The organism is uncultured Cohaesibacter sp., from assembly GCF_963556055.3.
GTDB lineage: Bacteria > Pseudomonadota > Alphaproteobacteria > Rhizobiales > Cohaesibacteraceae > Cohaesibacter.
In genome coordinates, this window is the sequence record NZ_CAUVYE020000013.1 from 770,129 (window position 1) to 790,686 (window position 20,558).

Below are 20,558 nucleotides of genomic sequence, written 5' to 3' on the forward strand. Positions count from 1 at the left end.
TTATTTCTCCGGCAACCTCGTAGAGACCTTCAATCGTCATCCACCATGCTGTTCCAGCACGGCACGAACCGACTCCATAGCAGCCCCAAGCCGTCTCGAGACCTCTTCATTCGCTCCTTCGAGCTTATCGGCGCGAGTCGTCACTTTTTCGAGCGAATCCGTCAAGTCGGACCGCTCCTCACTCATGCGCTGCAAGTCATCTTGCATTGCCTTGACCGAAAGATCTTTGGTCTTGCGCTTGGTGATCGATTGCTCCAGGGACACAATCGCTTCATCAAGCCGAGACAATGCCGCCTCAATACTTGGCTTGCCACTCATACGAACCTCAATTTGGAAACGCAGCCGCTTCCCCCACCAGCTCTGCCCCAAAATCTGGGGACCATATTCGCCGTGCTCATAATGAAAACCTGCGTCATCAAGCCCCGTCACACACGATCAGCAGGCCAAATCCATTTTCCGGTTTCCCGAAAAAAGGAAGCGCCACTCGACACCGTTGAGCCGAAACCAACGCGACCGAACAATGAATCACACAGGTTTTTCGATCAATTTTGAGTCTAGGAGAGACAGTCAATCCTCGTCAATGGCCCCATTTCGTCAACAGGCCCAGTCCACAGAGGAATAAACATGGATCGAATATCATGCAGATTCTGCTATTTTCCGACATTGGTCTAATGGTGCACATTGACTCTGCTCGCCCGAGTGATAAATGTCACAACGTTTGTATCAGCCTCTGTCTGCCGGGCTTGAAACGTGGCAAGGCAGTTCCTGTTTAACCTGATTGCGTTCAATGTCATTGCCGATACCGGAAAGCTCGCATTTTCCTGATCGCGTGGATTGAACAAGATCCAGAAGCAGAGTTCATGAACAACATGGATAAACAGACCCGCATGGCGCATGCGATCCGCTTTCTTTCAATGGATGCCGTTGAGAAGGCAAACTCCGGACATCCCGGCCTCCCAATGGGTGCGGCAGACATCGTCACCGTCCTCTTTACAAAATTCATGAAATTCGATCCCACCAGCCCCAAATGGGCTGACCGTGATCGTTTCGTCCTGTCGGGTGGCCACGGCTCTATGCTTCTATATTCCTTGCTGCATTTGCTGGGTTTTGAAGATATCACCATTGAGGATCTGGCCAACTTCCGTCAGTTGGGCTCAAAAACTGCTGGCCATCCCGAATATGGCCATGTGAACGGTGTCGAAACCACAACCGGCCCGCTCGGTCAGGGCATCGCCAATGCCGTTGGCATGGCCATCACCGAAAAGCTGCTGTCCGCAAAATTCGGCTCCGATCTTGTTGATCACCGCACCTATGTCATTGCAGGTGACGGTTGCCTGATGGAAGGCATCTCCCAGGAGGCGATTGCCCTTGCCGGTCATCTCAAACTGAACAAGCTGATTCTTCTCTGGGACGACAACAACATCACCATTGACGGCAATGTCAGCGTGTCCGATTCCACCGATCAGCATATGCGCTTCAAGGCATCCGGCTGGAACACCTTGAGTGTTGACGGCCACGATCAGGAAGCAATCGCAGCCGTTATCGAGGAAGCCCAGAAAAGCGACAAGCCGACGATGATCGCCTGCAAAACGGTCATTGGCTATGGTGCCCCGACCAAGGGTGGCACCAACAAGGCCCATGGCGCTCCTTTGGGCGCAGAGGAAATCGCGGCAACCCGTAAAGCTCTCGGCTGGGAGTATGAGCCGTTTGAAGTCCCCTCGGACATTCTGGACGCCTGGCGCATTGCCGGGCTGAATGCCGCGCAAGGCCACAAGGAATGGCAAAAACGCTTCGAAGCTGCCGATCCTGAACTGCGTGCCGAGTTTGACCGCCGCATGCGGGGCGATCTGCCGGCCGGCTTTGATGAAGCCATGGCAGACTATAAAAAGTCTCTCGCTGCCGAGCCGAAAAATGTGGCAACCCGCAAAGCATCCGAAATGGCACTTACCGTCATCAACGAAGCTGTGCCGGAAACCATCGGCGGTTCTGCCGACCTCACCGGATCCAACAACACCAAGACCCCAGCAACCGTATCAATCACGGCAGAAGATTTCTCCGGTCGCTACATGAACTGGGGTATTCGTGAGCATGTGATGGGCGCAGCCATGAACGGCATGGCGCTGCATGGTGGCGTCATTCCTTACGGCGGCACCTTCCTGGTCTTTGCCGACTATATGCGTGGAGCCATGCGTCTGTCTGCACTGATGGAACAGCGCGTCATCTATGTATTGACCCACGATTCGATCGGCCTTGGCGAAGATGGTCCAACCCACCAGCCCGTAGAGACACTGGCGTCCCTGCGTGCCATTCCAAATCTCTTGGTCTTCCGCCCATCGGACGCCATGGAAACCGCGGAATGCTGGGAACTGGCCCTGAAGTCTTCCAATAATCCGAGCGCTCTGGCATTGACCCGTCAAGGCCTGACGCCTTACCGCACCGAATATTCGGAAGAAAACTACTGCGCCCGTGGGGCTTACGTCCTTTCCGATTGCGAGGGGGAGGCTGACGCTTCCATCTTTGCATCAGGTTCGGAAGTGGAAATTGCCATGGCAGCCCAGAGCGCCCTTGCGGAGCAGGATATCAAGGCCCGTGTCATTTCCGTTCCTTGCTTCGAACTGTTCGAAGCACAATCAGAGGAATACAAGAAGGAAATCATTGGCGATGCCAAGGTGAATGTAGGGATTGAAGCAGCTCTTCGCATGGGCTGGGATCGCTTCATCGGCTCTGATGGCATTTTCGTCGGCATGAACGGCTTTGGGGCCTCTGGCCCTTACAAAGCCCTGTATGAGAAATTCGGCATCACTGCGGACAATATTGTTGCTCAGGTTGCCGAACGCCTCAAATAAGCGTAAACACATAACCGGCATCCAGAATTGGCAGGAAAAGTAAGGTTTTTTCTGCCAATTCGCTTGGCAGGGATGTGAAATTGTCATACGACAAAAGTATATTGTCCACCTAATATGAGCTCGATCAACGCGCGGGAGTAAACCCTCATGTATCTCGCAACCCAAAAGTTGATCTAAGTGCAAGACCGGCCCCGACTGTGAGTGGTGCTGGCTAAATCAGGAGAAAGTCATGACTGTTAAAGTGGCGATCAACGGTTTCGGTCGTATTGGCCGTAACGTACTTCGTGCTATCATCGAATCCGGCCGTACCGACATTGAAGTCGTTGCAATCAACGATCTGGGCCCAGTGGAAACCAACGCTCATCTGATGCGTTTCGACTCTGTCCATGGCAAATTCCCTGGCACAGTTACTGTTGACGGCGACACCATCGACGTAGGCCGCGGCCCAATCAAAGTTCTGGCTGTTCGCAACCCTGAAGAACTGCCTTGGGGCGAAATGGGCATCGACATTGCAATGGAATGCACCGGCATCTTCACTGCAAAAGAAAAAGCTTCCATGCACCTGACCGCTGGCGCTAAACGCGTTCTGGTTTCCGCTCCTGCTGCTGGCGCTGACAAAACAATCGTTTACGGTGTCAACCACAACACCCTGACCGCTGATGACCTGGTTGTTTCCAACGCATCTTGCACCACCAACTGCCTGTCTCCGGTCGCTTATGCTCTGAACAACGCTGTTGGCATCGAAAAAGGCTTCATGACCACCATTCACTCTTACACTGGTGACCAGCCTACTCTCGATACCATGCACAAAGACCTGTATCGCGCACGCGCTGCTGCTCTGTCCATGATCCCGACTTCTACCGGTGCTGCTAAAGCTGTTGGCCTGGTTCTTCCTGAACTGGCTGGCAAACTGGACGGCGTTGCAATCCGCGTTCCGACCCCGAACGTATCTGTTGTCGACCTGGTATTCGAAGCCAAAAAAGACACCACCGTTGAAGAAATCAACACAGCAATCAAAGCTGCTGCTGATGGCGAACTCGCTGGCATCCTGGGCTACACCGAACTGCCTAACGTGTCTTCCGACTTCAACCATGACAGCCATTCTTCCATCTTCCACATGGATCAGACCAAAGTCATGGAAGGCCGCATGGTCCGCATCCTGACCTGGTACGACAACGAATGGGGCTTCTCCAACCGTATGGCTGACACCGCGGTTGCAATGGCTAAATTCATCTAAGAGTGCCAATGACCGTTCTGCCGGTCCCGTGTCCGGCAGAACAACACGGTTTTCAAAGGCGCCGTTTGCGAGACAAAACCGGACAATCGGTTTTTGATCCGGGAACGGCGCCTTTTCTCCGTCATGCCCAGAAAAGTGAGCAAGACTTTTCAAGGGACAGGCGCTGACACTTCCCTTTCAGATATTTTCCGACACCATGTCGACCAGACCGGAGGAACACCCAATGGCAAATTTCAAAACCCTTGACGATGTAGACGTAAGCGGCAAACGCGTTCTGGTGCGCGTCGACCTCAACGTTCCAATGAAAGACGGTGAAGTCACCGACACCACCCGTATCGATCGCATTGTACCGACCCTGACAGAAATCTCTGAAAAAGGTGGCAAGGTCATCATTCTTGCTCACTTTGGTCGTCCCAAGGGCGAAAAGAAACCTGAAATGAGCCTGAAACAGGTTGTCCCTGCCCTTGCCAAAGCACTTGAGCGCCCGGTCGCCTTCGCTGAAGACTGCATCGGTGATGTGGCCAAGGCTGCAATCGACAACATGACCAATGGCGACATTCTGGTGCTCGAAAATACCCGCTTCTACAAAGGCGAAGAAAAGAACGATCCGGAATTCGCAGCGCAGCTCGGCGCCAACGGCGACCTGCTGGTTGCTGATGCATTCTCCGTCTCCCACCGCGCTCACGTTTCGACCGAAGGCCTGTGCCATCACATGCCAGCCGTCGCTGGCCGCACCATGCAGCAGGAACTCGAAGCCCTTGATTCTGCCCTTGGCACACCGAACCGTCCGGTTCTGGCCGTTGTTGGGGGTGCGAAAGTCTCCACCAAGATCGACCTGCTCGAAAACCTCGTCACAAAGGTTGACGGTCTGGTTATCGGCGGCGGCATGGCAAACACCTTCCTCGCCGCTCAGGGCAAAGATGTTGGCAAATCCCTTTGCGAACATGACCTCGCCGAAACCGCTCTGCGGATTCTGGCTGCCGCAGAAAAGGCAGGATGTGAAATCGTGCTGCCGACCGATGCTCTGGTCGCCAAGGAATTTGCAGCCAACGCTCCACACGAAGTGCTTGACGTGGATCACATCCCTTCCGACGGCATGATGCTCGACGTTGGGCCGAAATCCATCGAAGCCGTTGTTGCGTGGATCAAGAAAGCCAACACTGTGGTCTGGAACGGCCCGCTTGGCGCGTTTGAAATCGAACCATTCGACACCGCAACCGTTGCTGCAGCAAAAGCAGCAGCAGAGGAAACCAAAGCTGGCAAGCTGACCTCGGTTGCTGGCGGTGGTGATACTGTTTCCGCGCTGAACCATGCTGGTGTTTACGACGACTTCTCCTACATCTCCACCGCTGGCGGTGCATTCCTTGAATGGATGGAAGGCAAGGCCCTTCCGGGTGTTGAAGTCCTCAAAGCCTAGTTGCTTTGTGCCCGTTTTCGGAATCGGGCCCATGTTCAAAAAATGCGCCGATCACGTGATTGGCGCATTTTTTTATTGTCAACTCGCGTGAAGTCTTGCAACCTGATGCCTTTTGCGAGATATCAGATCAGACGCAATTTCAGACGCAAACCAATAGGTCACACCATGGAGCCCAGCCAGATTTATCTTCTCACTCCAAGACATATCGATCTGGATACATTTCCCGCGCAGTTGCAGGAAGCCCTGGCGGGCGGCCCCATTGCGGCTTTGCTCATCGATTGTGATGCCCGGGATAGCGAGTTGCAGAAAATCGCCCAGACGATCGCTCCCATCGCACAAAAACAGGATATAGCGGTACTGCTGCGTGGTGACAGCCGGATTGCAGGCCGCAGCAAATGCGATGGTCTGCATCTGGATGGTGATCTCATATCGATCCAGAATGATGTCGAAGAGTTTTCCAACCGTTTCATGCTCGGCGCCGAGGGGGGCAACAAACGTCATACTGCCATGGAAATTGGTGAAAGCGGCATTGACTATATTATGTTCGGTCGCCTCGATGCACCCGCCACCGAAAGCATTCACGACAAGTCGCTGGATATGGCCGACTGGTGGTCATCCCTGTTTGAAGTGCCCGCCGTGGTCATTGGCGGCACGGATCTGGAGGCATGCAGCAAGGTATCCGAATTGGGCATAGAATTCATAGCTTTGAGAGAAGCAATCTGGGAGCACGAACAAGGCCCGCAAAGCGCTGTCCGGCAAGCCACATTGCTTTTGGAAAAAGGCGCCCAGTAGACACCCCTTGTCCAACGCAAGACAGCCCAGATCACAGAATGGCCGGAATTTGCTGGCAAACCGCAACAAAAACGGGGCTCTCGCAAATCTGCACAGTAAGAGCAATGTAAGATCAACACGGTCATGATTGAAAATTTCCAAGGCTCATCGGCCCTCTCAAGGCCTCCGAAGAGAACAGATGTCAGGCGCAGTGCCTTTTTTGCCATGCTGCTGTCTCTCTGCGTGTTCACTCTGCCCTCCTTTGCTCAATCGCAAGATGCCAGCGAGCCACAAACGCAAGGCACAGCATCCGAAAAAGGCAAGCAGACCGACCGCGCGGCACAGACAGGCGATATCAATCAGCCGATCGTAAATCCGGATCACCCATTCCTTCAGACCCCGCAATTCACGCTCCAGCCCTCGTCAGCCTATGCAGCCTATCAGCGGGGCTTTTATCTCACGGCCTTCGCCCTTGCGACAAAGCTTGCCGGAATGGGAGAAGTCTCGGCACAGACATTGCTGGGTGAACTCTACCTCAAGGGACAGGGCGTCCCCCAGGACTACAAGGCGGCGCGGGAATGGTTTCAGCTTGCCGCCGAGAAGGATGACCGGGAAGCCCAATTCAATCTGGCCATGCTCTATGCAAGAGGAGATGGCATTCAAAAAGACCTTGGCAAAGCCATTGACCTTTTCGAAAAAGCCTCCGCCAGCGGGCAGAAAAATGCCCAGTTCAACCTCGGTCTTCTCTATCTCAATGGCCAGGTGGTCAAGCAGGATCTGACCAAGGCCCTCGATCTCATTTCCAAATCGGCCAAGCAGGGCCTTGCCGAAGCTCAATATACATTGGCGAACCTCTATCGGTCAGACTTTTTTCCCGCCCCAAATCTGGAACAGGCCAGCTACTGGATGCAGCAGGCGGCGAAAAATGGCTTCATCGATGCGCAACTGGAATTCGGCTTGATGCTGTTTCAGGGAGAAGGTGTAAAAAGGAGCTATAGCGCAGCCCAGGCCTGGTTGAAACAGGCTGCCGATGCAGGAAGCGTCCTCGCGCAAAACAGACTGGCGCGGGTTCTGGCACGGGGATATGGCGCAGCTCCCCAGCCCGTCGAAGCAGCAAAATACTATCTGTTGTCGACCCGAGCCGGAAAAAGGGACGATTGGCTCGAAAACTTTTTCCAGAAGCTTTCCGACGAAGACAAAAAGAAGGCTCTCCAAGCCTTGGGCCAATATAGTTTGTGGTAATTTCGTCAAGAAGCATCTCAAAAGACCATGCTTTCTTGGCACATTCACTTTCAAATTTACCCTTTTGTGCCAAAATTCCTGCCAAAAGCCTTGCAAAAGCCTTTTGAATATGGTCCTACAGGGCACCCGTCTGGGCACATCTGATGATGCATTGCCAGACATTCATTATTCTTTGACAATTTAACAGGATCGCCGCAGCCTCCGTGTCTCGCATCCTGACAGCAAGATGGCTTGTTATGAAGATCAATGGCAACGAAATCCGTCCTGGCAACGTGATTGAACATCAAGGCACGATCTGGGCCGCAGTAAAAGTCAACGCAGTGAAGCCCGGCAAGGGCGGTGCATTCGCTCAGGTTGAACTGAAAAACCTTCTCGATGGCCGCAAGCTCAACGAACGCTTCCGCGCATCTGAAACCGTTGAACGCGTGCGCCTTGAGCAGAAAGACTTCACCTTCCTTTATGAAGAAGGCGACAATCTGGTCTTCATGGACACCGAGAGCTATGAACAGCTAGAACTGAACAAGGACTTTGTCGGCGAACGCGCCGCATTCCTTCAGGACGGCATGCCTGTCGTCGTGGAACTTTACGAAGAACGCCCGATCGGCATCGACCTGCCAGATCAGGTGACGCTGGAAGTGACGGAAACCGAACCGACCATCAAAGGTCAGACCCAGTCTTCCTCCTACAAACCGGCAATGCTTGAAAATGGCATCCGTTGCATGGTGCCTCCTTTCATCACCACCGGCGAGAAAATCGTCGTCGATACCAACGAAATCGAATATGTGAAGCGCGCAGACTGATCTGCCTTTGTGTTTCGTTGCAGGCCAACATGTCAGTTTGGCCACAAGCCCTTGAGTGGCGCGTCAGCCGATGAAGTTTGCCGACGCGCCCTGTTTTTCCATAAGCCTGGCAAGTCCGGAGCAGAATCCGTCCCTTGCCGCTTTCCTCTTTTATCCGGGAACACTTTCGATCATGGCTCGCTCAGCACTCCTCAATGTTATGGTTCAGGCCGCTCTCAAGGCAGGCCGCCGTCTTGCGCGCGACTTCGGTGAACTGGAAAATCTTCAGGTCTCTCGCAAGGGACCGGGAGATTTTGTCTCAAACGCAGATCTGCAAGCGGAAAAAACCCTGACCGACGAATTACGGCGCGCAAGACCGAATTTCGGCTTCTTACGCGAAGAAAGCGGCGAAGAAGAAGGGGCCGATAAAAGCCACCGCTGGATCATTGATCCCTTGGATGGCACAACAAACTTTTTGCACGGCATCCCTGTCTTTGCCATCTCCATTGCTCTGGAGCATGAAGGACGCATTGTTGCCGGTGTTGTCTACAACCCCGCCACAGATGATCTATACACCGCCGAACGCGGGCGCGGTGCCTTCCATAATGACCGCCGCATGCGCGTTGCCGCTCGTGATGACATTCATGACTGCGTGATTGCAACCGGCGTTCCACATCTTGGCCGCGGCAAACACAAGCCCTATCTTGGCCAGCTTGAAAAGGTCATGGGGGAAGTCGCAGGCATCCGCCGCATGGGAGCCGCTTCCATCGATCTGGCTTATGTCGCATCCGGCCGATTTGACGGCTACTGGGAAGAATTTCTCAGCCCTTGGGACATCGCAGCAGGCATTCTTCTGGTGCGCGAAGCTGGTGGCTTTGCCACAGACATCAATGGTGGTGACAAAATGTTTGATACCGGCTCCATTGTTGCTGGCAACGAAATGATCTGTCAGCGCCTGAGAAAGTCTCTAAAAAGCGCATGAAGGCTAAAAAAGGCCTGAAATCACCGATTATCCATGCAGCATGGCCCACAAAGGCCATGCTTTCTTTTTGCCTGATGATGAAGCTGCGAGACGCACCTTTCCCATTTCATGCGCTGCATGTAAGTGAGAAATCGCATTGAGATGTTCGAAACTCCGTAAATGAACCGATTTTTAGTCGCATATTTGACTAAAGTCGAATATATGAAAGTACGAACTCAAGAAGTTCAAGCCTTCTCTTATCCGTTTGGAGTTGAGACTTTGACCGAATTTACCCCACTCACGTCCTATGCAGGCGGCATGTTGATTGGCCTGTCGGCTGTTCTCTTGATGCTCTTCTGGGGGCGGATTGCCGGCATGACCGGCATTCTGGCTGGCATCATCCCCCCACTCGGTAGCGATCTTCGCTGGAAAGCCAGTTTTCTGGCCGGAGCGATTCTCGCTCCACTGCTCTTTCAGCTTACGATTCGCGATATTGACTATCAAATACCCATTTCCACTGAAGCCCTGATCATTGGCGGCATCATCACCGGCATCGGCGTCACCTTCGGTTCCGGCTGCACATCTGGCCACGGCATCTGCGGCCTTGCCCGTTTCTCCCGTCGCTCAGCGGTTGCCGTTACCTGTTTCATGAGCTTTGCATTCCTGACCGTCTTCATCATTCGCCATATTCTTTGAAGGATACTCCCATGCGTTATTTTGCAGCTGGATTGATCGGGGCAATTTTTGGCCTCGGCATCATTGCCTCTGGCATGGCAAACCCTGCCAAGGTCCTCAATTTTTTCGACATTGCCGGAAGCTTTGACCCAAGCCTTGCTTTCGTCATGGCCGGAGCGTTGACGGTAGCCATTCCCGGCTATGCTTTCATTTTCAGAAAAGTGAAAAAGCCGGTCTACACACCGACTTACAATGTCCCCACCAACCGGAAAATCGACATCAGGCTGGTGGTCGGTTCCTCGATCTTTGGGATTGGCTGGGGAATCGGCGGTTTCTGCCCCGGCGCATCCATTCCAGCCCTTGGCCTTGTTCACGAATCCAGCCTGGTGTTCGTCGTCGCTCTGGTTGTTGGAATCGTTTTGGCGCAGCTGATTCAGAAATCCGGAATAATCGAGCAAATCGCGAAAAAAGGATCGCGTCTTTTGCTCTCCAGACCCTCCGAAAATATACAGGACCGCGCATAACGGCGCCCAAGCGTCATCTTTCTGCCCCTGATTGCGAATATAGTCCACAAGCCCCCTTCCCCTTGTTGAGGAAATTGGGCAATGTCTCAGGGCCTGACGTTAAGTTTTCATAAAGAATCTTTCGTCTGGCCCCAGACCTGATTTTCGCGAAACCGGATACGGATGATGACCAGCGAATTGGATCCTTACAAGCTTTCTAGTCCACAACGCTACTTGTGGCGCATGCTCATTTTCATTGGCGCAGCGGCTTTCGTGCCCATCATTCTCTATCGCCAGATCATCCAGGCATTCTGGAGCAACCCCATGCTCAATGCCATGATCTTCTTTGTTCTGGCAATCGGCATCTTCCTGTCGATGCGTCAGGTTGTTCGGCTATTCCGCGAAGTCAAATGGGTCAACAATTTTCGTTTGGGAGATCCCGGACTGGAAGTGGCAAAGCCTCCCGTGCTGCTTGCACCGATGGCAATGCTGCTCGGTGACCGGATCGGCCGCATGGCAATCAACACGTCCACGATGCGGTCTATTCTCGAATCCGTCGGCATGCGCCTTGATGAAGCGCGCGACATGTCCCGCTACTTCACTGGCCTTCTGGTGTTTCTCGGTCTGCTCGGCACCTTCTGGGGCCTGTTGCAGACGGTAAGCTCTGTTGGCGACGTCATCAGCTCGCTCTCGGTTGCGTCAAGCGACGTCGGCGTCATTTTCGAAGATCTCAAGCAAGGCCTTGAAGCCCCCCTTCAGGGTATGGGCACGGCCTTCTCATCCTCCCTGTTTGGTCTTTCCGGATCTTTGGTCCTCGGCTTCCTCGATCTGCAAGCCAGTCAGGCACAAACACGCTTTTTCACCAATCTTGAGGATTGGCTCTCGACTGTCACCGACATCAGTTTTGAAGATCTCGATGAAGGCTATAGCGATCCCCTCGGAGGCGGAGACAATGATCGGTTGGTCAATGTTCTCGAACTGCTTTCCCGCAAGATCGACCTGCTCGGCGCAGAGGCCAAAACCGGAAATGGCCGCAATGCGACCTCAGCAATGGCCAATCTGGCCGAAGGCATTCAGGGTCTGGTGCAGCATTTGCGCTCCGAGCAGCAATTGATGCGCGAATGGGCCGATCAACAAGCCTCTCAGCAGGAAGAAGTCAAAGACGTGCTGATCAAGCTCAATGAGACCTTGAACCAGCCAATCGGCAACAAACGCAATTCGTAATCAAGGGCAGAGCCACAAGCAAACCCTTCACGCACTATCGTGATTCAGATTTGTGAGGAAAGAAGATGGGCTTGTCCCGAAATCGCCGCAGCGAACAGAGAGCTGACTATTGGCCCGGCTTTGTTGACGCCATGGCGACCCTTTTGCTTGTTCTGATTTTCCTGCTCACCGTTTTCATGGTGGCGCAGTTTTTCCTCAGTCAGGAAATTTCGGGAAAAGACACCGCGCTCAACAAACTCAACAGTCAAATCGCTGAACTGACCGAACTGCTCGCCCTTGAGCGCGCCAACCGGCAGGATCTTGAAAGTTCTCTGGTCACCTTGCAGGCAAGCCTGGCAAGTGTTGAATCCGATCGTGATCGCCTGATCTTCCAGCTCGAAGCTACAAAAGGAGACAGCGACAGCGCCGGAGGGCAGATTTCGTCCCTCGCCTCCAAACTGCAATCCGAAAAAGAGATATCCCAACGCGCCTTGGCGCAGGTGGAACTGCTCAATCAGCAGATTTCCGCCCTGAGACGCCAGATCGCGGCTCTGGAAGATGCGCTTGATGCTTCGGAGAAGCGAGACCGGGAAAGCCAGACAAAAATCGCCAGCCTTGGCAGACGCCTCAACATCGCGCTGGCCCAACGGGTGCAGGAATTATCGCGCTATCGATCCGACTTCTTTGGCCGCCTGCGCGAAATCCTGTCCAACCGCTCGGATATCCGCATCGTCGGTGACCGATTTGTTTTCCAGTCCGAAGTTCTGTTTCCCTCAGGAGGGGACCGGATGAAAGCGGAAGGAGAAGGCGAACTTGACCGGATGGCCGAAGCAATCCTTGAGCTGGTCAAGGAAATTCCAGAAGGCATCGATTGGGTCCTGCGCATTGATGGCCATACGGACGTGCGGCCCATCAATAGTGCACGGTTTCCATCCAACTGGGAATTGTCATCGGCCCGCGCCATTTCGGTGGTCAAATATCTGATATCCAAGGGTGTACCACCCGAGCGGCTGATGGCTGCGGGCTTTGGCGAGTTCCAGCCGTTGGAAGAAGGGGACTCCGAAGAGGCCCTGCGCAAAAACCGCCGCATTGAATTCAAGCTCACGCAGCGTTAGCCCGCCAAGCCGATCTCTTGTTCAGCCTCGCATGCCCGAGCCCATTTCATGGCTGAATTGCAGCCGGGCCAGACGAGCATAAAGGCCATTTTGCGAGACGAGACTTTCATGTGTCCCCTGCTCAAGAATGCCCCCCCTCTCCATCACGAGAATGCGATCCGCTTTCTTGACCGTTGCCAGCCGATGGGCGATCACCAGGGTCGTGCGCCCTTTCATCATCTCTCCCAGAGCCGCCTGAACAAAAGTTTCGCTTTCGGCATCAAGGGCGCTTGTCGCCTCATCCAGAAGCAGAATGGGCGCATCCTTCAAAATGGCCCTTGCAATGGCAAGCCTTTGCCTTTGGCCGCCCGAGAGAGTAACCCCTCTCTCTCCAACCATCGTGTCATAGCCGTCAGGCAGCTTGGCGATAAACTCGTCCGCATAAGCAGCCTTTGCTGCCTTGACAATTTCGTCCCGGCTCGCCCCCTTCTTGCCCATCGCGATATTGTCTGCAATCGTCATTGCAAAAATCACTGGCTCTTGCGGCACAAAACCGATGGCCTGTCGCAAATCATGAAGCGACAAGTGAGAGATTGGCAGATCTCCAAGGCTGATCTGCCCTGCCACGGGATCATAAAAGCGCATCAGAAGCTGAAAGACCGTGGTTTTCCCGGCACCAGAAGGTCCGACCAGAGCAACGGTTTCTCCTTCCCGCACTTTCAGGCTGAGAGAAGAAAGCACCCGCCCTGAGGAAGATGACGGATAGTGAAAGCTGACGTCGGCAAAGGTAACCGCCAGCGGCGCGCTTTTATCCAGTATCAAGGGCTTCTCGGGATCCTTCACCCCCAGAGGCTCATCGAGCAGCTCGAATAGTCGTTCCGCTGCTCCTGACGCCTGAGAGATCTCACCCCAGACTTCACTCATGCCGCCCAGACCAGCCGCAGCCATCATCGAATAAAGAACAAACTGTCCCAACGCCCCGGAAGACAACACAGCGTTTGCAACATCCGGTGTCGCATACCAGAGCACTCCGATGATGCTCGAGAAGATGATGAAAGACGCAAAAGCCATCAGGATGGCACGCGCCTTGATGGAAAACCGGGCGGCCTCATAGGCAGCCTCTATGCTGTCATGAAAAAAGCGGCTGGCGCGTCCTTCCTGCGTGAAGGCCTGAAGGATACGCATAGACCCGATTGCCTCGGTCGCAAAGGCCGAACTGTCTGCCAGCCGGTCCTGAGCAAATCGCTGTTTCTTGCGGACCCAGCGTCCAAGCACCACAAGTGGAATGACAACCAGCGGAATGGCACAAAGCACCAGAAAAGACAATCTGGGGCTTGTAACCAGCATCATGCTGGAAGCCCCGACAAACATCAGGAAATTGCGCAGAGCCATGGAGGCGGTTGAACCAACCGCTGACTTGATCTGTGTGGCATCTGCGGTCAGTCGGGAGACGATTTCACCACTGCGCGCTCCATCGTAAAAACCCGGCGAGAGCATGGTCAGCTTGCCGAAAACATCGCGGCGCAAATCATTGACCACCCGTTCCCCCAAGATAATCACGAAATAGTAACGGCTTGCGGTCATCAGAGCCATGAAGAAGACAGCAAGGATCATCAGACCGGCATAGCGATCAACGGACGCCAGATTGCTCTGAGACAAACCCTGATCAATGAAGCTTCGTGCCAGAATGGGCAGGGACAAGGTGGTCAGCGAGCCAAGCAGCAAGGACACCACGGCAGCCACGACCAGCGGCTTGTAGCGGAGCAGATAGGGAAAGAGACGCAGAAAAGGCGCAAACCGGTTATTTGAAGATCCTCTATCTTGAGCCATTCCGATACTCCATGAACAAATTTGCGCCGATTCTGATAACAACTGCGCCCTCAGAAGGCTTTTTTCTTCTTCTAGATAGGGAACAGGCTTGTATATCTCAACGCTCTGCGCTATAGGGACCCACGATTATTTTGCGGCTGTGCGGCCATGATCGCCCGCAGCCGAGGTTTTGGGTCGCCTGACTGGTTGTCCTTGATGGACGGACAGCATCGGGCAACCCCGAGCAAGTCGGCCTCCAGTGGGCAGGCATGTTCCCATAACTCAATTACGATCAACCTGTCGTGGACAGTGGCGAAACGTCGTCCAACAGAGTTGATTGACCGCTAAGGACGTCTTGACGATGAAAAACGATATCCATCCTGACTATCACATGATCAAAGTTGTCATGACTGATGGCTCCGAATTCATGACCCGCTCCACCTATGGCGCCGAGGGTGACACTCTGAACCTCGATATTGATCCGACCTCCCATCCTGCATGGACCGGATCCAATAACCAGCTTCTGGACCGCGGTGGTCGCGTATCCCGCTTTAAAGACAAATTTGCCGGCTTCCTTGGCTCCTGATTGCCAACCGCGCAAATGTCGAAAAAGTCAAACCCGGTGCCAAGGCGCCGGGTTTTTTCGTTTTCCGGATCTGCCATCGAAGCACTGTTTATGATCAGGACGCAAGACCTGTCCCTTTTCAAAACAAAAAGGGTGCCATATTGGCACCCTCAAGGAAGATCACACAGATGAAGGATCGGATCAATCGGCAGCCTTGGCCGAAAAGGCATTTGCGATCATGCCGATCTGATCTCCAACCGGATTGGACTGCGCCGTTTCAACTTCAGCGCTGGCAGAGCGTTTCGAATAGATCACTTCATCGAGGTGGCGAATGCGCTTTTGCAGATGCATGGACTGCTCAATCAACTCGCGCAAGCGAGTGGGCAGCTCTTCCCATCCGGGACCGTCCTTGGAAGAGGACAGGCCATGCAATTTCACCTTGTTTTTCTCCTGCCCGGCCTGTTCCAGGGTCATTTCCCCTTCATTAACAGCACGTTGCAGCAGAAGCCACGATGCCATTTGCATCAAGCGGGTGGTCAGGCGCATGGATTCGGTCGCGTAGGCAAGCGAAGCAACCCGCGGCAGGCTTTTGGCTTCTACCCGTCCCTCGCCGTCAAGATAATCGGCAGCTTCTTCAACCAGCGCCATACCATCGCGGAACAGGGTCTTGAAACTATCGGAATCCGCAAGCTTCGCCCCAAAAGAGACAGGAGATGAATCGAAATGTCTTTGTTTATGTTTGTCGCTCATGTGACCTCCAAATGCCTGGCCAATGCCTACCATGTCCGATGTATCAATTTCAAACAGACAATCAGCCGAATTGCTATTTGAAAGAATATGAAGCACAAACCATGCCATTGTGCCCATTTGCCCTTGACAGGCCTCTGCCCGTATTTCTGCAAGACAATAGCCAGACTAATCTTGCACTCCTAGCAGACTTTCCTCCCGGGCTCGAGTGATTCTTGTGCGCACAAAGGAATCGACCCCAAAGTGCATCACGCCATTCACGTCCCGACACCAAAAGCCGAATGCAGTGGTTTGGCCTGCAAGCGGCATGCGATGACGAGCCAGCCAACAGGATCACCCCAACGGAAACAGAAGCCTGATCAGGAAACCTGCTCCGTTTTGACGTCTGCATGCGTTGTGATCAAGAAAAATCTCGCCTTTTCATGAGATTACCGAATGAGACAAAATACATTGGTTAACGCATCGATAAAACAAAAATAGAAAAGTTGATAGAGAAATAATCATCTCCAGCACCAAGCAATTGATCGAACAATCCAAAGTGCTTTGCCAAAAAAAGAGCCGCAACTAGCGGCTCTCAGGAGTTAACAGGGAGGCGTCAAACAGAGTGACAGGAGCCACTCGAAATCCATAAAGTATGGATAGTTATATTTACGCAAAGATTGATTAATAATTGGTTAACACAAACTTACACAAAACTTATACTTTATTATTTTCGCACGTCAATTTTAAAAACACGTAGGAAAATTCAATATTAGAGAAATATGTGTCATTCATAAACAAAATTTACTTGCTCTCTAGTTAAATATACCTGACTGAATGTTTATCCTTAAGCGAACTGAATTTATTGGCCATTGATCGCATTTGATCAGGATCTGACATGCGCTAGAAAAGCAGAGTATTTCAATCCCTTTTCCTGCCACCAAAAGAGAGAACCGAGACGACGATGACCCTACCGGCAAAAATGAAAGCGATTACCGCCCCGGAGGCGGGAGGACCCGAAAAACTTGAGATCGTGGAAAGAGAAATCCCAACCCTTTCTGAAGATGAGGTTCTCATCAAGGTCAAGGCTGCCGGTGTGAACAGGCCAGATTGCATCCAGCGGGCAGGCAACTACCCTCCCCCTCCGGGAGCATCGGATATTCTGGGACTGGAAGTCTCGGGCGAGATTGTCGAAATTGGAGCCAGGGTGACGGACTGGAAAGTTGGAGATCTCGCTGTTGCGTTGGTATCAGGGGGAGGATATGCCGAATATTGCAAAGCCCACCATGGCAGCGTGTTGCCAATTCCCAAAGGCTTCAGCCTGATGGAAGCAGCGAGCCTGCCGGAAAATCTGTTCACCGTGTGGCACAATGTTTTCCAACGCGGAGCCCTCAAAGCCAATGAGAGCCTGCTCATTCATGGCGGATCATCCGGCATTGGCATGGCAGCGATCCAACTGGGCAAGGCGTTTGGAGCCAAGGTTGCCATAACCGCAGGAAGCGACGAGAAATGCGAAGCTTGCACAGCACTCGGTGCTGATCTGGCGATCAACTACAAAAACCAGGATTTTGTTTCTGAAATCAAGTCATGGACCGACCGGAAGGGCGTGAATGTCATCCTGGACATGGTCGGAGGCGACTATATATCGAAAAACTATGTCATCGCCGCAGAAGAAGGACGCATTGTCCAGATCGCGTTCCTCAAGGGGGGCGTTGTCGAAGCCGATTTCCGTCGCCTGATGATGAAACGCCTCATTCACACCGGCTCCACTTTGCGTGCGCGACCAGACAGCGTCAAACAGTCCATTGCCAGGGAATTGCAAAAAGAGGTGTGGCCTCTTCTGCGTTGTGGCCTTGTCAAACCGCAAATTTACAAATGCTTTACAATGGATGAGGCAGCCAAGGCCCATGAGTTGATGGAAAGCTCGCAGCATATTGGGAAAATCATGCTCGAAATCTGAGTTTTCCCCCTTAATATTGCTCTAAATTTCCGAGACCTCTGTTCTTTAATCCTTTCTTTACGTCGATGAAAGGAAACGGCCTCGATTTGCGCAATTACAGACAATTTGAAATGAATTGGTAAGGCTCCTGAGCTTCAATACGGCAAAAGTGTTCGTACGCGGCATCACCGATGCCCGAACAGGATGTGCCATGTCTATTTTGCCGAAATTTATTGACCGCTTGCTGAAGCCGTCCGCATCGATCGCCGATGCTGAAGAAAAGGAAACAGGTAAATCCTTTCTTCGCGATGAAAGCGGCGCAATAGCGATTATCTTTGTTGTTACCCTCATCCCCATCATCCTGATGCTCGGTGCCGCCGTCGACTATTCTCGTGTTGCTCTCGCCCGTTCCGAAGCCCAGGATGCGCTTGATGCAGCAACCCTGGCCGCCGTCAAGCAAATCGGCAAAGTCACGGACGCAGAAATCCGTGCGATGATCGAATCCTATGTGGCAGCCAATGGACCGAGCAACACCTCGATTACAGTTAACCCGATTACCATCGAGCATAATCCGACATCGCTGAAGGTCTGGGCCAAAGGCACGACCGAGATGACGGTCATGAAGCTCATGAATTTCGAGAACTCCGAATTCTCGATTTCATCAAAGTCGGTTACAGGCAACAAGACCCTGGAAGTCGTTCTGGTCCTCGACAATTCAGGCTCGATGGACTCCTCGGCAGGGTCCACGACCAGAATCGAAGCGCTCAAAAACGCATCCGATGAACTGGTCGACATTCTGGATGAAAAGAAACAGGATGAAGACTCACTCAGCTTTGGTGTTGTTCCATTCACGCATCTTGTCCGGCTGAGCGAAGGAATGGAAGATGCTGAGTGGCTGGATCAGAATGGCGTTTCGTCCATCCACCAGAACAACCTGCCGCCCGATTCCAACCGGTTCGACCTGTTCGCCACGCTCACCGATCCCAGCACCAATGCTGCGGTCGAATGGGAAGGCTGTGTAGAGGCACGTCCCCATCCTTATGACATCAAGGACACCAAACCAAGCAGTTCAAAACCGGACAGCTATTTCGTTCCCTACTTCCATCCCGACATTCGGGAACCGAACAATGAGAAATACAGCTCATACGCTTCGGGGAACAGTTCATCGTCATCCACCTATTACAACTATCTCAACATCAGCAGCGGCAGCAGCGGCGGATGGGGATGGTACTGGAACAGCTACTACAACAACAGTTCCTCAAGCTGTTCCGGAGATGATGACGAATTTGGATGCTACAAGGATCAAACGATCAAGTCAGGCTATGACGGCCCGAACTATCTTTGCGACATGCCACGCCTTCTGCCTCTGACCAACACCATTAGCACCGTGAAATCCAAAATCGAGGAAATGCGGGCCAAGGGCGCCACGAACATTCACATGGGCACGATCTGGGGTTTGCGGCTTCTGTCCAGAAAGGCACCCTATACCGAAGGGCGACCTTACAGTGATGAGGAAAACATCAAGGCCCTCATCATCATGACGGATGGCAACAACACCTACTATGACAATTACTACCACGCCTATGGCTGGTATGATGACGGTCGGATCAACGGCTCCTCCACGGTTGTGTCTGAAATGAATACGCGAACCGTGGAAGCATGCGAGGCTGCCAAGAGCAATGACGTCAAGGTTTTCACGATCTATTTCGGCAGCCCCAGCAAAACGACAGCCGCGATGTTGAGCGATTGCGCAAGTCAGGATGACTATTACAAGAGCGTGGACAACGCCAACGAGTTGAGTACGGTCTTTCAGAATATTGCATCCGAACTAAGCAAACTGCGTTTGGTTGAATAAAGCCGATACAGCAACATGAAGCGGTAAAAAAACGCACCAAAACCCGGCTTTGGTGCGTTTTCTTGTTTGCGAATTCCTGTCAATAGAAGTATAGTCAGCTCATTCCCTGTCATTTTTAACCAAACTTGATAAGGCTGATCTGGAGAGGATCCAGGTCAAGCAACAATGAGGATGTACCATGTCGAATGCACCACTGATGCCGAAAGCAACCGCAGTTTGGCTGGTCGATAACACTGCTCTGTCTTTCGATCAGATTGCTGCCTTCTGCAAATTGCATCCACTTGAAGTCAAGGCGATCGCGGACGGCGAAGCTGCACAGGGCATCAAGGGGATGGACCCCATCATGACCGGCCAGCTGACGCGCGAGGAAATCGAGAAGGCGCAGAAAGATCCAAATCACAGGCTCAAGCTTGCGCCACCAAAAGTGACGATTCCCGAACCCAAGCGTCGCGGCCCGCGCTATACACCCGTTTCGAAACGCCAGGATCGCCCCAATGCCATTCTCTGGCTGGTTCGCAACCATCCGGAACTGAAAGATCAGCAAATCGTTCGACTGGTCGGCACAACAAAACCGACAATCGAAGCGATCCGCAACAGAACACACTGGAACAGCGCCCAACTCCAGCCGATGGATCCTGTTACCCTTGGCATCTGTAAACAGATCGATCTCGACCTTGAAGTCAAGAAATCCGCAGCCGATGCACCCGCTCATCAAGGCTTGCCGGAAGACCAGACACTGCTCTCGACCGAGGAATCTCTGGCTCCTGCAATTCCTGTAGATCCGTTCGGCAACTTCAAATCTGCCGAAGAACAGCCTGATGACAATGACACTGTACCTGACGCAGCATCCGTCTTTGCCAATTTCCAGCCCAGCAAGCACGATGATGACGACGACGAAGAGTGATCAAGCTCTGAGATCAATCTGATCTCGGCTGA

Annotated in this window: 18 protein-coding genes; 15 read left to right on the forward strand and 3 right to left on the reverse strand. The window is 52.9% G+C overall.

What is annotated here, in order from left to right; genetic code table 11:
• Positions 1 to 36: 36 nt before the first annotated feature.
• Complete coding sequence (locus ACHZB8_RS12195) at positions 37 to 318, reverse strand: DUF4164 domain-containing protein (protein ID WP_316860647.1); 282 nt, start codon at positions 316 to 318, stop codon at positions 37 to 39.
• 542 nt (positions 319 to 860) lie between these two features.
• Here ACHZB8_RS12195 and tkt point away from each other — a divergent pair.
• From tkt to ACHZB8_RS12250, 11 genes are all read left to right on the forward strand, one after another.
• The gene (gene tkt, locus ACHZB8_RS12200) at positions 861 to 2,846 is read left to right on the forward strand and encodes a transketolase (RefSeq protein ID WP_316860649.1); all 1,986 of its coding nucleotides are present in this window, start codon (positions 861 to 863) and stop codon (positions 2,844 to 2,846) included.
• A gap of 229 nt (positions 2,847 to 3,075) precedes the next feature.
• Positions 3,076 to 4,083, forward strand: a complete 1,008-nt coding sequence (gene gap / locus ACHZB8_RS12205; protein ID WP_316860650.1) for a type I glyceraldehyde-3-phosphate dehydrogenase — start codon at positions 3,076 to 3,078, stop codon at positions 4,081 to 4,083.
• A gap of 223 nt (positions 4,084 to 4,306) precedes the next feature.
• On the forward strand, positions 4,307 to 5,500 hold the full coding sequence (locus tag ACHZB8_RS12210) for a phosphoglycerate kinase (protein ID WP_316860651.1): 1,194 nt from the start codon (positions 4,307 to 4,309) through the stop codon (positions 5,498 to 5,500).
• Between the two features lie 165 nt (positions 5,501 to 5,665).
• On the forward strand, positions 5,666 to 6,292 hold the full coding sequence (locus tag ACHZB8_RS12215; RefSeq protein ID WP_316860653.1) for a thiamine phosphate synthase: 627 nt from the start codon (positions 5,666 to 5,668) through the stop codon (positions 6,290 to 6,292).
• A 123-nt stretch (positions 6,293 to 6,415) separates the two neighbouring features.
• Complete coding sequence (locus ACHZB8_RS12220; protein ID WP_316860655.1) at positions 6,416 to 7,513, forward strand: tetratricopeptide repeat protein; 1,098 nt, start codon at positions 6,416 to 6,418, stop codon at positions 7,511 to 7,513.
• A 236-nt stretch (positions 7,514 to 7,749) separates the two neighbouring features.
• Positions 7,750 to 8,313, forward strand: a complete 564-nt coding sequence (efp, locus tag ACHZB8_RS12225; RefSeq protein WP_316860656.1) for an elongation factor P — start codon at positions 7,750 to 7,752, stop codon at positions 8,311 to 8,313.
• A 172-nt stretch (positions 8,314 to 8,485) separates the two neighbouring features.
• On the forward strand, positions 8,486 to 9,274 hold the full coding sequence (locus ACHZB8_RS12230) for an inositol monophosphatase family protein (RefSeq protein ID WP_316860777.1): 789 nt from the start codon (positions 8,486 to 8,488) through the stop codon (positions 9,272 to 9,274).
• Positions 9,275 to 9,475: 201 nt separating this feature from the next.
• On the forward strand, positions 9,476 to 9,949 hold the full coding sequence (locus tag ACHZB8_RS12235) for a YeeE/YedE thiosulfate transporter family protein (protein WP_316860657.1): 474 nt from the start codon (positions 9,476 to 9,478) through the stop codon (positions 9,947 to 9,949).
• 11 nt (positions 9,950 to 9,960) lie between these two features.
• Positions 9,961 to 10,452 (forward strand): DUF6691 family protein, encoded by a 492-nt coding sequence (locus tag ACHZB8_RS12240; RefSeq protein WP_316860659.1) that lies wholly within the window; start codon positions 9,961 to 9,963, stop codon positions 10,450 to 10,452.
• A 165-nt stretch (positions 10,453 to 10,617) separates the two neighbouring features.
• Complete coding sequence (locus tag ACHZB8_RS12245; RefSeq protein ID WP_316860660.1) at positions 10,618 to 11,655, forward strand: flagellar motor protein MotA; 1,038 nt, start codon at positions 10,618 to 10,620, stop codon at positions 11,653 to 11,655.
• 65 nt (positions 11,656 to 11,720) lie between these two features.
• The gene (locus tag ACHZB8_RS12250; protein ID WP_316860661.1) at positions 11,721 to 12,749 is read left to right on the forward strand and encodes a peptidoglycan -binding protein; all 1,029 of its coding nucleotides are present in this window, start codon (positions 11,721 to 11,723) and stop codon (positions 12,747 to 12,749) included.
• A gap of 21 nt (positions 12,750 to 12,770) precedes the next feature.
• Here ACHZB8_RS12250 and ACHZB8_RS12255 read toward each other — a convergent pair whose 3' ends face one another.
• Positions 12,771 to 14,558, reverse strand: a complete 1,788-nt coding sequence (locus ACHZB8_RS12255) for an ABC transporter transmembrane domain-containing protein (protein ID WP_316860662.1) — start codon at positions 14,556 to 14,558, stop codon at positions 12,771 to 12,773.
• 340 nt (positions 14,559 to 14,898) lie between these two features.
• On the opposite strand from ACHZB8_RS12255, the gene rpmE reads away from it, so the two are divergent.
• Positions 14,899 to 15,123, forward strand: a complete 225-nt coding sequence (gene rpmE, locus ACHZB8_RS12260) for a 50S ribosomal protein L31 (protein ID WP_316860664.1) — start codon at positions 14,899 to 14,901, stop codon at positions 15,121 to 15,123.
• 180 nt (positions 15,124 to 15,303) lie between these two features.
• Here the strand turns inward: rpmE and ACHZB8_RS12265 are convergent, their stop codons facing one another.
• Positions 15,304 to 15,852, reverse strand: coding sequence for a DUF1465 family protein (locus ACHZB8_RS12265; RefSeq protein ID WP_316860665.1), 549 nt, complete (start codon positions 15,850 to 15,852; stop codon positions 15,304 to 15,306).
• 940 nt (positions 15,853 to 16,792) lie between these two features.
• On the opposite strand from ACHZB8_RS12265, the gene ACHZB8_RS12270 reads away from it, so the two are divergent.
• From ACHZB8_RS12270 to ACHZB8_RS12280, 3 genes are all read left to right on the forward strand, one after another.
• Positions 16,793 to 17,788: an NAD(P)H-quinone oxidoreductase gene (locus ACHZB8_RS12270; protein ID WP_316860667.1), complete on the forward strand. Its 996-nt coding sequence runs from the start codon at positions 16,793 to 16,795 to the stop codon at positions 17,786 to 17,788.
• 190 nt (positions 17,789 to 17,978) lie between these two features.
• Positions 17,979 to 19,622, forward strand: coding sequence for a TadE/TadG family type IV pilus assembly protein (locus ACHZB8_RS12275; protein ID WP_316860668.1), 1,644 nt, complete (start codon positions 17,979 to 17,981; stop codon positions 19,620 to 19,622).
• Between the two features lie 178 nt (positions 19,623 to 19,800).
• Positions 19,801 to 20,526, forward strand: coding sequence for a cell cycle transcriptional regulator TrcR (locus ACHZB8_RS12280; protein ID WP_316860669.1), 726 nt, complete (start codon positions 19,801 to 19,803; stop codon positions 20,524 to 20,526).
• Positions 20,527 to 20,558: the final 32 nt, after the last annotated feature.